The 13,350-nt window shown below is 63.0% G+C and carries 14 protein-coding genes; 7 read left to right on the forward strand and 7 right to left on the reverse strand.

The annotated features are described in order from the left end of the window. Positions 1 to 24 precede the first annotated feature (24 nt). The gene (locus tag PM2_RS15365) at positions 25 to 1,632 is read right to left on the reverse strand and encodes an ABC transporter substrate-binding protein (protein ID WP_028699254.1); all 1,608 of its coding nucleotides are present in this window, start codon (positions 1,630 to 1,632) and stop codon (positions 25 to 27) included. A 361-nt stretch (positions 1,633 to 1,993) separates the two neighbouring features. Here PM2_RS15365 and rpmB point away from each other — a divergent pair, with 361 nt between their 5' ends. Together rpmB and rpmG are read left to right on the forward strand one after the other, a co-directional pair. Beyond that, positions 1,994 to 2,230 carry a 50S ribosomal protein L28 gene (gene rpmB / locus PM2_RS15370; RefSeq protein WP_003253504.1) on the forward strand — a complete coding sequence of 79 codons (237 nt, stop codon included), beginning with the start codon at positions 1,994 to 1,996 and terminating at the stop codon, positions 2,228 to 2,230. A gap of 11 nt (positions 2,231 to 2,241) precedes the next feature. Further along, positions 2,242 to 2,397, forward strand: a complete 156-nt coding sequence (rpmG, locus tag PM2_RS15375; protein WP_003253507.1) for a 50S ribosomal protein L33 — start codon at positions 2,242 to 2,244, stop codon at positions 2,395 to 2,397. A gap of 66 nt (positions 2,398 to 2,463) precedes the next feature. Here rpmG and PM2_RS15380 read toward each other — a convergent pair whose 3' ends face one another. Both PM2_RS15380 and PM2_RS15385 read right to left on the reverse strand, forming a co-directional pair. Beyond that, positions 2,464 to 2,667: a hypothetical protein gene (locus PM2_RS15380; protein ID WP_016712690.1), complete on the reverse strand. Its 204-nt coding sequence runs from the start codon at positions 2,665 to 2,667 to the stop codon at positions 2,464 to 2,466. Positions 2,668 to 2,750: 83 nt separating this feature from the next. After that, on the reverse strand, positions 2,751 to 3,110 hold the full coding sequence (locus PM2_RS15385; RefSeq protein ID WP_012274818.1) for a cupin domain-containing protein: 360 nt from the start codon (positions 3,108 to 3,110) through the stop codon (positions 2,751 to 2,753). Positions 3,111 to 3,306: 196 nt separating this feature from the next. Between PM2_RS15385 and PM2_RS15390 the strand changes: the two genes are divergently transcribed. Both PM2_RS15390 and PM2_RS15395 read left to right on the forward strand, forming a co-directional pair. Further along, a complete protein-coding gene (locus tag PM2_RS15390) occupies positions 3,307 to 4,800 on the forward strand; it encodes an aldehyde dehydrogenase (RefSeq protein WP_016712689.1) in 1,494 nt (497 codons plus the stop codon). Between the two features lie 100 nt (positions 4,801 to 4,900). Continuing rightward, a complete protein-coding gene (locus tag PM2_RS15395; RefSeq protein WP_016712688.1) occupies positions 4,901 to 6,040 on the forward strand; it encodes an MFS transporter in 1,140 nt (379 codons plus the stop codon). Positions 6,041 to 6,079: 39 nt separating this feature from the next. Here PM2_RS15395 and PM2_RS15400 read toward each other — a convergent pair whose 3' ends face one another. Both PM2_RS15400 and PM2_RS15405 read right to left on the reverse strand, forming a co-directional pair. Next, the gene (locus PM2_RS15400) at positions 6,080 to 7,633 is read right to left on the reverse strand and encodes a phospholipase D family protein (RefSeq protein WP_016712687.1); all 1,554 of its coding nucleotides are present in this window, start codon (positions 7,631 to 7,633) and stop codon (positions 6,080 to 6,082) included. 61 nt (positions 7,634 to 7,694) lie between these two features. Next, positions 7,695 to 9,125, reverse strand: coding sequence for an aminotransferase-like domain-containing protein (locus PM2_RS15405; RefSeq protein ID WP_161775521.1), 1,431 nt, complete (start codon positions 9,123 to 9,125; stop codon positions 7,695 to 7,697). Between the two features lie 178 nt (positions 9,126 to 9,303). Here PM2_RS15405 and PM2_RS15410 point away from each other — a divergent pair, with 178 nt between their 5' ends. Beyond that, complete coding sequence (locus PM2_RS15410) at positions 9,304 to 9,534, forward strand: DUF1127 domain-containing protein (protein ID WP_028699252.1); 231 nt, start codon at positions 9,304 to 9,306, stop codon at positions 9,532 to 9,534. A gap of 4 nt (positions 9,535 to 9,538) precedes the next feature. On the opposite strand, the gene PM2_RS15415 is transcribed toward PM2_RS15410, so the two are convergent. Beyond that, positions 9,539 to 10,831 carry an NAD(P)/FAD-dependent oxidoreductase gene (locus PM2_RS15415; RefSeq protein ID WP_028699251.1) on the reverse strand — a complete coding sequence of 431 codons (1,293 nt, stop codon included), beginning with the start codon at positions 10,829 to 10,831 and terminating at the stop codon, positions 9,539 to 9,541. Between the two features lie 195 nt (positions 10,832 to 11,026). On the opposite strand from PM2_RS15415, the gene PM2_RS15420 reads away from it, so the two are divergent. Beyond that, positions 11,027 to 11,380 carry a YkgJ family cysteine cluster protein gene (locus tag PM2_RS15420; protein WP_003253518.1) on the forward strand — a complete coding sequence of 118 codons (354 nt, stop codon included), beginning with the start codon at positions 11,027 to 11,029 and terminating at the stop codon, positions 11,378 to 11,380. Positions 11,381 to 11,382: 2 nt separating this feature from the next. Here PM2_RS15420 and dadR read toward each other — a convergent pair whose 3' ends face one another. Next, positions 11,383 to 11,871, reverse strand: a complete 489-nt coding sequence (gene dadR, locus PM2_RS15425) for a transcriptional regulator DadR (protein ID WP_003258963.1) — start codon at positions 11,869 to 11,871, stop codon at positions 11,383 to 11,385. A 156-nt stretch (positions 11,872 to 12,027) separates the two neighbouring features. Here dadR and dadA point away from each other — a divergent pair, with 156 nt between their 5' ends. Beyond that, positions 12,028 to 13,332: a D-amino acid dehydrogenase gene (gene dadA, locus PM2_RS15430; RefSeq protein WP_016712682.1), complete on the forward strand. Its 1,305-nt coding sequence runs from the start codon at positions 12,028 to 12,030 to the stop codon at positions 13,330 to 13,332. The last annotated feature ends 18 nt before the right edge of the window (positions 13,333 to 13,350 follow it).

Genomic DNA, 13,350 nt, shown 5'->3' on the forward strand with positions numbered 1-13,350 from the left:
TCCCGCGAAAGGGCCGGTGCAGGCTTACTTGGTCACCGACACCTTGCTGAAATCCAGCCGCCCGAACGGGCTCACCTGGTACCCCTCAACCCCTTGGCGCAGCAGGGTAGCCGCCGTCGGGTGCGCCAGTGGCACCCACAACGCCTGCTGCTGGATCAGCGTCTGCGCCTGCTGGTACAGCCGGCTGCGCACGCTCTGGTCGTTGGTGGTACGCCCGGCGCTGATCAACTGGTCCAGGCGGTTGTCGCAGAAGCGCGCGAAGTTGGTCCCCGACTCGACCGCCGCACAGGAAAACTGCGGGCTGAGGAAGTTGTCCGGGTCGCCGTTGTCGCCTGCCCAACCCATGAACAGCAGGTCATGCTCGCCGGCCTTGGCGCGGCGGATCAGCTCGCCCCACTCGATCACGCGGATTTCAGCCTTGATGCCGATCTTGGCCAGGTCGGCCTGCAGCATTTGCGCGCCGAGGCTGGGGTTGGGGTTGAGCAGGCTGCCCGACGGGCGGGTCCAGATCGTGGTGCTGAAGCCTTCACCCAAGCCAGCCTTGGTCAGCAACGCCTTGGCTTTCTTCAGGTCCAGCGGGTAGCCGGGCAGGTCCTTGGCGTAGCTCCAGGTATTGGGCGGGTAGGGTCCGTTGGCGGCCACCGCGGAATCTTCGAACACGGCCTTGAGATAGGCCTGCTTGTCGAAAGCCAGGTTGATGGCCTGGCGCACTTCCGGTTTGCCCAGCGGCGGGTGCTGGCTGTTGATGGCGACGAAGGCGGTCATGAACGCCGGGGTGCTGGCCACCTTGAGGGTGCCGTCCTTGCCCGCTTCGGCAATGTCCAGTGGCTTGGGTGACAGGGCGACCTGGCATTCGCCGCGCTTGAGCTTCTGCAGGCGCACGTTGGCGTCGGTGGTGATGGCGAAGATCAACGGGTCGACCGCCGGCTTGCCAGCGAAGTAGTCCGGGTTGGCGCGGTAGCGCACCACGGCGTCCTTCTGGAAACGCTGGAACACGAAAGGCCCGGTGCCGATCGGCTGGCTGTTGAGCTTCTCTGGCGTGCCCGCCTTCAGCAGCTTGTCGGCATATTCGGCGGAATAGATCGAGGCGAAGCCCATGCTCAGGGTGGCCAGGAAGGTGGCGTCCGGGTGGCTGAGGGTGAAGCGCACGGTATTCGGCGTCGGTGCCTCGATCGCCTTGATCAGGCTGCCCAGCTGCAGCGATTGGGCATGCGGGTAGCCGCCCGGTGCAGTCTTGTGCCAGGCATGGGCCGGGTAGAGCATGCGTTGGAAGCTGAACAGCACGTCGTCGGCATTCAGTTCGCGACTTGGCTTGAAGTAGGCCGTGCTGTGGAACTTCACGTCATCGCGCAGGGTGAAGTCATACACCAGGCCGTCGGCCGATACCGTCCAGCTGGCCGCCAGGCTCGGCACCACCTTGCCTTGCGCCGCGTCGAACTCCACCAGACGGTTCATCAGCACGTCAGCCGTGGCGTTGGTGGTGGTCAGCGAGTTGTACTGCACCACGTCGAAGCCTTCGGGGCTGGCCTCGCTGCAAACGCTCAGCGGGGCGGCCTGGGCAACGGCGGTAGCGAACAGAGCGCCGGCGGCGAACAGAGAGTTGAACAATAAGGAAAGGGCGGCTACACGCATGGTGGCTCCTTGGCAGTCAGTGGCCCATCTGCCTGTGCAGTCTGGAAAAGGCTTACCCTAGTGCGCCCGCCGGCAAATGACCACACCCTTTTTTACAAATCTGGCGACGAGCGGTCGACGGCTGGCGGGGCCTGCCGCTATGCTGGCCCGGCGTGTTCTAGCTTGCGGCAATGTGCATCTACTGTTGTTGCAGCCAAGTCTTTCTGGTATAAAGCAGCGCTCTTTTCTAGGGGCTCGGCCTGTCGCATAAGCGGATCCGGTCGATAAGACCTCCAGAATCACGGCGCCCAGGCGCCAAAGACTGAGAGATTAAGCGGCCAACCCATGCCGGGTTGGGCATGAGGTTTTAGAGGGCTGAGTCATGTCGAGAGTCTGTCAAGTTACTGGTAAGGGTCCAGTAACCGGGAACAACATTTCCCACGCAAACAACAAAACCCGTCGTCGTTTCCTGCCGAACCTGCAGCACCACCGTTTCTGGGTTGAATCCGAGAAGCGTTTCGTGCGTCTGCGCGTTTCCGCCAAAGGCATGCGTATCATCGACAAGCGCGGCATCGACGCCGTTCTGGTTGACATCCGTAAAGCTGGCGCCAAGGTTTAAGGGAGAGCATCATGCGTGAATTGATCCGTCTGGTTTCGAGTGCCGGTACCGGCCACTTCTACACCACCGACAAGAACAAGCGCACCACCCCGGACAAAATCGAGATCAAGAAATATGATCCGGTTGTTCGCAAGCACGTGGTGTACAAGGAAGCCAAGATCAAGTAATTGATCGGCGACCTGAAAAAAACCCGCATCCGAAAGGACGCGGGTTTTTTTATGCCTGCATTACGGTCAGTTGAAGTCGAAGCCCTGGATCAAAAGGTCGGTGCCGGCCTTGATCTGGATGCGCTCGATGTCGTACTCGCGGGTGCACATCTCGTCGGGGCCGACTACCCGGGTGCGGCCGGTGAGGGTGCAGATGGTGTCCTTGATTGCCGGCGAGTAGGGGGTGCCGACCAAGTGGGCGAGGGTTTTCAGAACGTCTTCGTTGGTCATGGTGATCTTCCTGTTGAAGTTGGATGGCCCGACATGGGCAGGGCCATCCTCACGCACGCCAGCAGGCTGCCTGCACTACATAGTTACTTCTGTTCGAACATCACATAGATCTTGCGGCACGGTTCCAGCACCTCCCAGGTGCCTTTGAAGCCGGCCGGAATCACGAACCGATCGCCGGCACGCAGGGTTTTCGCCCCGCCGTCCTGGTCGCGCAGTACCGAAACGCCCTGGACGATTTCGCAGTATTCGTGTTCGGTGTAGTTCACCGTCCACTGGCCCACCTCACCTTCCCACACGCCTGCGGCAAACTGGCCGCACGGGCTGGAATAATGGTTGTAGACAGCCTGGTCAGGCTCGCCCTTGAGGATTTTTTCCGCCGCCGGGCGGTAGCGTTCGGCCTCGGTGATGACCTGCGCGAAGTCGATGATGCTGTCTATTCTCATGGTGCGGCTCCTGTTGTTGTTTAATAAAATGAACATCAGTAGGCTTTTGAGCCCTGCGTGTCAAATATATTGATAGTTTACACCGGCTGGTTTAGGGTATCGCTTGCCCGTGTGCGCGTGTCGCCCGGCCAGAATTCTGACAACGCCTGTGAGTCCTCAGTGCGGCGTTGCACCTAAACAAGAGGAGGAGTTTCGTATGACCACCCTGACCCGTGCGGACTGGGAACAACGTGCCCAGCAACTGAAGATCGAAGGCCGCGCCTTCATCAACGGCGAATACACCGATGCCGCATCCGGTGAAACCTTCGAGTGCCTGAGCCCGGTCGACGGACGCTTCCTGGCCAAGGTTGCCAGTTGCGACCTGGCCGACGCCAACCGCGCAGTGGAAAACGCCCGCGCTACCTTCAATTCGGGCGTGTGGTCGCAGCTGGCCCCGGCCAAGCGCAAGGCCAAGCTGATCCGCTTCGCCGACCTGCTGCGCAAGAACGTTGAAGAGTTGGCGCTGCTGGAAACCCTGGACATGGGCAAGCCGATCGGCGACTCCTCCAGCATCGACATCCCGGGGGCTGCGCAAGCCATTCACTGGACTGCCGAAGCCATCGACAAGGTCTACGACGAAGTCGCCCCGACCCCGCACGACCAGCTTGGCCTGGTGACCCGTGAGCCAGTGGGTGTGGTCGGTGCCATCGTACCGTGGAACTTCCCGCTGCTGATGGCCTGCTGGAAGCTCGGCCCGGCGCTGGCCACCGGTAACTCGGTGGTGCTCAAGCCGTCCGAAAAGTCGCCGCTGACCGCCATCCGTATCGCCCAGCTGGCGATCGAAGCCGGTATCCCGGCGGGTGTGCTGAACGTGCTGCCAGGCTACGGCCACACCGTGGGCAAGGCCTTGGCCCTGCACATGGACGTCGACACCCTGGTGTTCACCGGTTCGACCAAGATCGCCAAGCAGCTGATGGTGTACGCGGGCGAGTCGAACATGAAGCGCATCTGGCTGGAAGCCGGCGGCAAGAGCCCGAATATCGTCTTCGCCGACGCGCCAGACCTGCAAGCAGCTGCCGAAGCGGCTGCCAGCGCTATCGCCTTCAACCAGGGCGAAGTGTGCACCGCAGGTTCGCGCCTGCTGGTCGAGCGTTCGATCAAGGACAAGTTCCTGCCAATGGTGGTCGAGGCCCTGAAAGGCTGGAAGCCAGGCAACCCGCTGGACCCGGCGACCACGGTCGGTGCCCTGGTCGACACCCAGCAGATGAACACCGTGCTGTCGTACATCGAGGCCGGCCACCAGGACGGCGCCAAGCTGCTGGCTGGCGGCAAGCGTACCCTGGAGGAGACGGGTGGCACCTACGTGGAGCCGACCATCTTCGACGGTGTGACCAACGCCATGCGCATTGCCCAGGAAGAAATCTTCGGCCCAGTGCTGTCGGTGATTGCCTTCGACACCGCCGAAGAAGCCATCGCCATTGCCAACGACACGCCGTATGGCCTGGCGGCGGGCATCTGGACGTCGGACATTTCCAAGGCCCACAAGACTGCCCGTGCCGTGCGCGCAGGTAGCGTGTGGGTCAACCAGTACGACGGCGGCGACATGACCGCACCGTTCGGTGGCTTCAAGCAGTCGGGCAACGGCCGTGACAAGTCGCTGCATGCACTGGAGAAATACACCGAGCTGAAGGCGACCTGGATCAAGCTGTAATCGCCGGGGCTGCAGAGCAGCCCCAACAATAGCCGGGTCGGCTCACGCTGCCCCGGCTTTGTCGTTTTTGCTGTTCAAGAATTCTGCCTGGGAGGCTGCAATGCGTTGGGGTACCTATTTCGCCGTGCTGGCATCCGTACTCAGTGTCGGGCTGGCCCTTGGCGTAAGCATGCCGCTGGTCTCCCTGCGCCTGGAGGCTTGGGGCTACGGCAGCTTCGCCATCGGCGTAATGGCTGCGATGCCAGCGCTGGGTGTTCTGGCTGGCGCTAGTATCGCCAGCCGACTGGCCGGCTGGGTCGGCGTGCCTTCGGCCATGCGCTTGTGCCTGTGGGGCGGGGCACTGTCGATCGGGTTGGTCGCGCTGCTGCCCAGCTACCCGCTGTGGCTGTTGCTGCGGCTGATGATCGGTATGTCCCTCACTGTGGTGTTCATCCTCGGCGAAAGCTGGATCAACCAGCTGGTAGTCGAGCAGTGGCGTGGCCGGCTGGTGGCTTTGTACGGCAGCAGCTATGCCCTGAGCCAGCTGGCCGGGCCGTTGGTGTTGGGTTTTCTCGGCTCGGATGACGACTTCGGCTTCTGGGCCGCGACCGGCCTGCTGCTGGCGGCACCGCTGGTGCTGTTGGGGCGTGGCGGAGCGCCGAGCACAGAGGCCTGCAGCGTTACCTTCCGCGACTTGTTCGCCTTCTGCCGGCGCTTGCCTGTGATTGCCTGGGCCATCGCCCTGTTCGCCTCGTTCGAGGCGATGATCCTTACCTTGCTGCCGGTGTATTGCCTGCAGCAAGGCTTTACCACTGAAATCGCCCTGTTCATGGTCAGTACCGTGGTGGTGGGTGATGCAGTGCTGCAGCTGCCTATCGGCGCGCTGGCCGACCATATGTCGCGACGTGCATTGTTCACGGGGTGTGCGGTAACGCTGCTGGTGTCCAGCCTGGCGATTCCCCTGCTGCTGCATACCCCGGTTGTGTGGCCGTTGTGGGTGCTGTTCGGGGCCAGTGCTGGTGGCTTGTTCACCCTGTCGCTGGTGCTGATCGGTGAGCGCTACCGCGATGATGAGCTGGTAAGGGCCAATGCCCATGTGGCGCAGCTCTGGGGTATTGGCTGCCTGCTCGGGCCGTTGCTGGCGGGGGCCGGCAGCCAGTGGATCAGCGGACATGCATTGCTGTTCCTGATGGCAGCCGGGGCTGCCGGGCTGGTGGTGTTGACCCAGCGGCGTGGGGCTTTCGAGGCAGTGTCTGCCTGATGGGATTTGGGGGCTGCAAAGCAGCCCCAGAAATTGCCGCTACAACATCTTCTCCAAGCCAACGGCCTTGCTGATCCAGGCATTGAACCGCCGCCACATCCCACCTGGCTCTGATGTCAGCATGTGCCGCTGACCATTGTCCTCGGTCGCCCATACCAATTTGTCACCCACCAGTTTCACCTGGTAACTCAACGCAGGCGCCATACCCTGCTGGGCCAGTTCGCGGGTGTATTCGGCCAGCTCCGGGCTGTCCACCAGCACGCCTACCTCGGTGTTCCACAGCACTGAACGCGGGTCGAAGTTGAATGAGCCGATGAAGGTCTTGCGCCGGTCGAACACGATCGCCTTGGTGTGCAGGCTCGAATCCGAACTGCCACGGAAACTCAGGTGCCCCGCCCTGGGGTCGCCGGGCTGGCGGCGCAGCTCGTACAGCTGCACTCCGTGCTCAAGCAAGGCCCGGCGATAGGGCGCGTAGCCTCCGTGCACCGCCGGTACATCGGTGGCTTCCAGCGAGTTGGTCAGCAGCTTCACCGAAACACCGGCGTCGGCGCGGCCGGTCAGGTACAGCAACCCCGGTTCACCCGGCACGAAGTACGCCGATGTCAGCATCAGCTCGCTGCGCACGTTGGCCAGGTCCGGGGCCAGTTGCTGGCTCAGCAACAGCTGTGGGTCGGGTTCGTCATCGGCCAGCACCTTGTTCGGTGCATCCCACAACGCCTGGGCATGAGCCCAGATCAGCTCGTTGCGCCATACATCCAGGCGCGGCTGCGACTGGTAGGCCATCAGGCGGTCGTACAGGGCCTTGCGCCGGGTTCTGGCTTCGGCCAGCGACACCTCCAGGCGATGGCGGCTGGCGTGCAGGTCATTGGCATCCGGAGCACGCCAGAGGAAGTCGGTAATCGGCCGGCTCAGGGCGCTGTTCCAGTATTGGTCGAAACTGTGGCCAAGCTGTTCAGCCACCGGGCCTACACCCAGCAGGTCTATGTCGGTGAAGTTGAGGTTGGGTTCGGCATCGAAATATTCGTCACCCAGGTTGCGGCCACCCACGATGGCCATGCTGTTGTCCACCAGGAACAGTTTGTTGTGCATGCGCCGGTGCTGGCGCGACAGGTTGAACAGCCGGCCCACGGCGCGCGTCACGCCTGTGCTACGGCCCAGGTGCAGCGGGTTGAACACGCGAATCTGGATGTTCGGGTGGGCATCCAGGGTGCCCATGATGGTATCCAGGCCATCGCTGGTGGTGTCGTCCAGCAGGATGCGCACACGCACGCCACGGTCGGCGGCGCGTAGCAGTTCATGCACCAGTGCGCGGGTGCTGAGGCCGTCGTGGACGATGTAATACTGCAGGTCGATGCTTGCCTGGGCGTTGCGGATCAGTTCGGCACGGGCGCGGAATGCCTCGTTGCTGTTGGGCAGCAGGCGAAAGCCCGAGCGCCCCCCGTAGGGCGCGGCCTGGCGCAGCACCGAGCGGCCGAAGGCCGAGTCGTTGGCGGGTAACGCCTGGCTGGTTTCGCGGGGCACACCGACACTGGCGCAGCCGGTAAGGCCGAGCGACAGTACCAGCAGCAGAGGCAAGGCTCGCTGGAGTCTCAAGGGTGGATCGTCCTGTGCAGCAAGGGCTTTAGGGGGTTGGACCGTGGCGGGCGGCGCAAAGTTACGCGTCGGCGCTTTCTTCATCCAGTAGACGAAGGGCGGTTTCACCAACCTTGCGCACGGCGGCTTCGATCTGCGGCGTTGGCCGCGCGGCGAAGTTCATGCGCAGGCAGTGGCGGAACTTGCCCGAGGCCGAGAAGATACTGCCGACGGCAACCTGCACGCCCTGCTCCAGTAAAGCCCGGTTCAGGCGCAGCGTATCGAAATGTTCGGGCAATTCTACCCAGAGCATGAAGCCGCCTTGGGGCCGGCTCACCCGGGTGCCTGCCGGGAAGTAGCGGGTCACCCAGTCGCTCATCAGGTCGCGGCCGCGTTGGTACTGGCTACGCATACGCCGGACGTGGGGTTGATAGTGCCCGGCGGCGATGAAGTCGGCGATGGCCAGTTGGGGCTGGCAGGCGGTGCTGCCGGTGCTGATGTACTTCATGTGCAGCACGCGTTCCAGATAGCGCCCAGGGGCCACCCAACCTACTCGCAGGCCAGGGGCGAGGGTTTTGGAGAATGAACTGCACAGCAGCACGCGGCCATCGTCGTCGAACGACTTGAGGGTGCGCGGGCGCGGGTAGGTGTAGGCCAGGTCGCCGTATACATCATCCTCCAGAATTGCCACGTCGTAGCGCTGGGCCAGGCTCAGCAATGCCTTCTTGCGTGCCTCGGGCATGATGTAGCCAAGCGGGTTGTTGCAGCTGGGGGTGATCTGGATGAGCTTGATCGGCCACTGCTCCAGGGCCAGCTCCAGCGCCTCCAGGCTGATGCCGGTGACCGGGTCGGTGGGGATTTCCAGCGCCTTCATACCCAGGCCCTTCAGGGTTTGCATGGCGCCGTGGAAGCTGGGGGAGTCGACGGCAACGATGTCGCCCGGCTCGCACACGGCGCGGATGCTGCACGACAGCGCCTCGTGGCAGCCGGTGGTGATCACCAGGTCGGCCGGGCCAAGGCGGCAACCGGAATCGAGCACCAGCCGGGCAACCTGTTCACGCAGGGCCAGGTTGCCGTGAATGTTGTCGTAGTACAGGCCTGGCATGTCCTGCCGCCGGCTCAACTGCGCCAGGCTGCGCAGCAGCGGCTTAAGGGTGGGGCTGTCGATGTCGGGCATGCCGCGGCCGAGCTGGACCACATCCTTGCGTGGGGTGCTGCGCACCAGTTCCAGCACCTGTTCCCACTGCGAGATGTCCACCGGGCGTTGGGCCGGGCGGCTGACGGCGGGTAGGGCCGGCAGCAGGCGGTGGTCACTGACGAAATAGCCGGACTTGGGCCGTGGCGAGACCATGCCGCTGTCTTCGAGCATTCGGTAGGCCTGCTGCACGGTGCTCAGGCTGACGCCATGCTCCACGCTCAGGGCGCGCACCGATGGCAGGCGCTGGCCGGGGCGGTACAGGCCCTGTTCGATGCGGGCGCCGAGCAGTTCGGCGAGGTTCAGGTAGAGGGTCACGGCATACTCCTGCGCTGCGTTGGCATAGCGACCGGTACAGTTGGGTTGAAAATACAGCATTCAGTCGATCTTCAGCCAATTCTGTATGGGAATAATAAGGCTGTATTGGATCTGTATTGCCGGTGCTGCCGACGCGCATGCTTTCTCCACGGTATCAATCGAACGGGAGTACGCAGCGATGGGTGGCATGAGCGATGTGCGCTTGCAACTGTTGGCCAGGGAGCTGGAAGTCGGGCAGCAGGCCAAGGTCTTCAACGCGCCGGAGGGTTTGGGGCGTTGGGGGCTGATGCTGCATCGCTGGCACACCCGCAGGGTGCTGCTGCAGTTGACGGATGACGAGCTGCGCGATGTCGGGCTGAGCTGGGAGCAGGCCCGGACAGAAGGGCGTAAGCCCTTCTGGAAAGATTGAGGCCCTAGACCAGTTCTTTAAGCCGGTGCCACAGCATCCCCAATGCCAGCAGCGGCGAGCGCAGGTGCTTGCCGCCAGGGAAGGTGATGTGTGGCACCTTGGCGAACAGGTCGAAACGCCCGCTCTGCTGGCCGCTGATGGCTTCGCCCAGCAGGCGCGCGGCCAGGTGGGTGGCGTTGAGCCCATGGCCTGAATAGGCTTGGGCGTAATACACGTTCGGCTGGCTGACCAAGCGGCCAACCTGTGGCAGGCGGTTGGCGCCGATGCCGATCATGCCGCCCCACTGGTAGTCGATGCGCACGTCGGCCAACTCAGGGAACACCTTGAGCATCTTCGGCTGCATGTAGGCGGCAATGTCCTTCGGGTCGCGGCCCGAGTAATGGCAGGCCCCACCGAACAGCAGGCGGTTGTCGGCAGACAGGCGGTAGTAGTCCAGGGCCACGCGCTGGTCGCACACCGCCATGTTTTGTGGCAGCAGCGTGCGTGCGCGTTCTTCGCCCAGCGGCTCGGTAGCGATGATGTAGCTGCCCGCAGGCAGTACCTTGCCGCCTAGCTCGCGGTTGAGGTCGTTGTGATAGGCATTGCAGCACAGCACCAAGGTCTTGGCGCGCACTCGCCCTTGGGCAGTATGCACCTGCACTTCAGGCCCGTAGTCGATGCGGGTAACCTCGGACTGTTCGAACAGCTTGACGCCCAGGCGGCTGGCCACGTCCGCTTCGCCCAGGGCCAGGTTCAGCGGGTGCAGATGGCCGGAACCCATGTCGACCAGCCCGCCCACATAGCAGTCGGCACCGACCACGCTGTGGATATCGTCCTTGCCGACTAGCCGAAGTTCATGCGCGTAGCCCAGGCTGCGCAGTTCTTCGGCGTCCTCGGCAAAGCCCAGCAATTCGGCGGGTTTGTTGGCCAGGTCGCAGTAACCCCAGGTCAGGTCACAGGCGATGGCATGCTTTTCCACCCGCTCGCGCACGATCTGCACGGCCTCCAGGCCCATCAGCTTCATGCTGCGCACGCCGTCCTCGCCAATTACCGGCAGGAACTGTTCCAGGCCATGACCAACGCCACGGATTAGCTGCCCGCCATTGCGCCCACTGGCGCCCCAGCCCAGTTTGCGTGCTTCCAGCAAGATGACCGAGAAGCCGCGTTCGGCCAGTTCGATGGCAGTGTTCAGGCCCGAATAGCCCCCGCCGACGATGCACACATCGGCGCTATGGTCGCCTTGCAGGAAGGAGTGGTCAGGGTGTGGTGCGCTGCTGGCGGCGTAGTAGGAGGCGGCATGCTGCGCGCTGTGGATCATTGGTTCGGTCCTGAGGCTGGAAGGCTAGGGGAGGAGGATAAGCCGGGCCTTTGGGGTGGGCAACCGGCCTCATCGCCGGCAAGCCAGCTCCCACAGGATTGTGCGATAGCTGAGACCAGTGGTGTACCTGTGGGAGCTGGCTTGCCGGCGATTGGCCCTATAATCCAGCTTCAGTCTTCAATTTTGTACATCGCCATGTCCTGCAACCGCCACAAGATCCACTTCCTGCGCGAACTCATCCCCTCATTCGAGTGCGAACCCGGCTGCCACGACTGCTGCGGCCCGGTCACCACCTCGGCAGAAGAAATGGCCCGCCTCCCGCGCAAGTCCCAGGCCGAGCAGGACGCCGCCCTGGAGCGCCTGGACTGTGTGCACCTCGGCCCCAACGGCTGCACGGTGTATGAAGAACGGCCCATGATTTGCCGCCTGTTCGGCACCACGCCGCGCATGGCCTGCCCGCGTGGTCGTGGCCCTGAACCGATGATCGACCCTGCCGCCGAGCAGCTGGTCCATCAGTTCATTGCCACCACCCGCCAGGTGCTGGTCTAGCCTCAGTCCGGAATCGGCAGGCAGAGGCTCTCCTTCACCTCTTCCATCACGATGTAGCTCTTCGACTCACGCACGTGCGGCAGCTTCAGCAGGATGTCGCCAAGCAGCTTGCGGTACGACGCCATCTCCGAAATACGCGCTTTCACCAGGTAGTCGAAGTCGCCCGACACCAGGTGGCACTCCAACACATGGGGCAGCTTCAACACCGCGCGGCGGAACTCCTCGAAGGTGTCGCCCGACTTGTAGTCCAGGCTGATTTCCACGAACACCAGCAGGCTGCCCTTTAGGTGCTGCGGGTTCAGGCGGGCGTTGTAGCCCATGATGATGCCCTCGCGCTCCAGGCGGCGAACCCGCTCGGTGCAAGGGGTGGTGGACAGCCCAACTTTCTCGCCCAGTTCGGTGAAGGAAATACGCCCGTCATTCTGCAGGATGCGCAGGATGTTACGGTCGATCTTGTCCAGTTCACGCTTGCTCTGGTGCTGGGTTCTCATAGGGGATGCCCCTCCGTGAAAGGCGATTTTGCCGAGAATTCTCGCCAATAATAGGCTTTTATATAGTGAATTGCACTGGTCTCAAATTCCTATACTGCGCCCATTCATGCCATTTCAATAAAAGTCTGCGGCGTGCCGCGTGTGAGGGATATAACGATGCGAGTTCTGGTACTTGGTAGCGGCGTAATCGGAACCGCCAGTGCCTACTACCTGGCCCGGCAAGGTTTCGAAGTGACGGTGGTCGACCGCCAGCCGGCGGTGGCCATGGAAACCAGTTTTGCCAACGCCGGTCAGATCTCGCCCGGCTATGCCTCGCCCTGGGCCGCACCTGGCGTGCCGCTGAAGGCCATCAAGTGGCTGCTGGAGCGCCACGCCCCCCTGGCCATCAAGCTCACCGGCGACGTCGACCAGTACCTGTGGATGGCACAGATGCTGCGCAACTGCACCGCCAGCCGTTACGCGGTGAACAAAGAGCGCATGGTGCGTCTGTCCGAGTACAGCCGTGACTGCCTCGACGAGCTGCGCGCTGAAACCGGCATCAATTACGAAAACCGTAGCCTGGGCACTACCCAGCTGTTCCGTACCCAGGCTCAGGTAGATGCTGCGGCCAAGGACATTGCCGTGCTCGAACAGTCCGGCGTGCCTTACGAATTGCTCGACCGCGACGGCATTGCCCGCGTGGAGCCTGCCCTGGCGGGGGTGAAAGACATCCTGGCCGGCGCCCTGCGCTTGCCTAACGACCAAACTGGCGACTGCCAGCTGTTCACCACCAAGCTCGCCGACATGGCGCTGAAGCTGGGCGTGGAGTTCCGCTTCGGCCAGGACATCCAGCGCCTGGACTTCGCTGGCGACCGCATCAATGGCGTGTGGATCGACGGCAAGCTGGAAACTGCCGACCGCTACGTGCTGGCGCTGGGCAGCTACTCGCCGCAGATGCTCAAGCCGCTGGGCATCAAGGCCCCGGTTTATCCGCTTAAAGGCTACTCGCTGACCGTGCCGATCACCAACGGCGACATGGCCCCGACGTCGACCATTCTTGATGAAACCTACAAGGTTGCGATCACCCGTTTCGACAACCGCATCCGCGTTGGTGGCATGGCTGAAATCGCCGGTTTTGACCTGTCGCTGAACCCGCGTCGGCGCGAAACGCTGGAGATGATCGTCAACGACCTTTATCCTCGCGGCGGTGATCTGAGCCAGGCCAGCTTCTGGACCGGCCTGCGCCCGGCGACCCCGGACGGTACGCCGATTGTGGGTGCGACCGCGTTCCGCAACCTGTTCCTGAACACCGGTCACGGTACTTTGGGCTGGACCATGGCGTGCGGCTCCGGTCGTCTGCTGGCCGACCTGATTGCGCGCAAGAAGCCGCAGATCAGTGCCGAAGGCCTGGACATTTCCCGTTATGGCAACAGCCCGGAAGTAGCCAAGCACGGGCAGACTGCGCCGGCTCATCAGCAGTAAGTTCGCCTGTACCGGTCC

Source organism: Pseudomonas monteilii NBRC 103158 = DSM 14164 (assembly GCF_000730605.1).
In the GTDB taxonomy this organism is placed as follows: Bacteria; Pseudomonadota; Gammaproteobacteria; order Pseudomonadales; family Pseudomonadaceae; genus Aquipseudomonas; species Aquipseudomonas monteilii.

Coding starts and splice junctions, on each gene's coding strand:
- dadA (WP_016712682.1), top strand. CDS start 12,028: ATGCGAGTTCTGGTACTTGGTAGCGGCGTAATCGGAACCGCCAGTGCC.
- PM2_RS15380 (WP_016712690.1), bottom strand. CDS start 2,667: ATGACCAACGAAGACGTTCTGAAAACCCTCGCCCACTTGGTCGGCACC.
- PM2_RS15365 (WP_028699254.1), bottom strand. CDS start 1,632: ATGCGTGTAGCCGCCCTTTCCTTATTGTTCAACTCTCTGTTCGCCGCC.
- PM2_RS15410 (WP_028699252.1), top strand. CDS start 9,304: ATGGGTGGCATGAGCGATGTGCGCTTGCAACTGTTGGCCAGGGAGCTG.
- dadR (WP_003258963.1), bottom strand. CDS start 11,871: ATGAGAACCCAGCACCAGAGCAAGCGTGAACTGGACAAGATCGACCGT.
- rpmG (WP_003253507.1), top strand. CDS start 2,242: ATGCGTGAATTGATCCGTCTGGTTTCGAGTGCCGGTACCGGCCACTTC.
- PM2_RS15415 (WP_028699251.1), bottom strand. CDS start 10,831: ATGATCCACAGCGCGCAGCATGCCGCCTCCTACTACGCCGCCAGCAGC.
- PM2_RS15385 (WP_012274818.1), bottom strand. CDS start 3,110: ATGAGAATAGACAGCATCATCGACTTCGCGCAGGTCATCACCGAGGCC.
- PM2_RS15395 (WP_016712688.1), top strand. CDS start 4,901: ATGCGTTGGGGTACCTATTTCGCCGTGCTGGCATCCGTACTCAGTGTC.
- PM2_RS15390 (WP_016712689.1), top strand. CDS start 3,307: ATGACCACCCTGACCCGTGCGGACTGGGAACAACGTGCCCAGCAACTG.
- rpmB (WP_003253504.1), top strand. CDS start 1,994: ATGTCGAGAGTCTGTCAAGTTACTGGTAAGGGTCCAGTAACCGGGAAC.
- PM2_RS15420 (WP_003253518.1), top strand. CDS start 11,027: ATGTCCTGCAACCGCCACAAGATCCACTTCCTGCGCGAACTCATCCCC.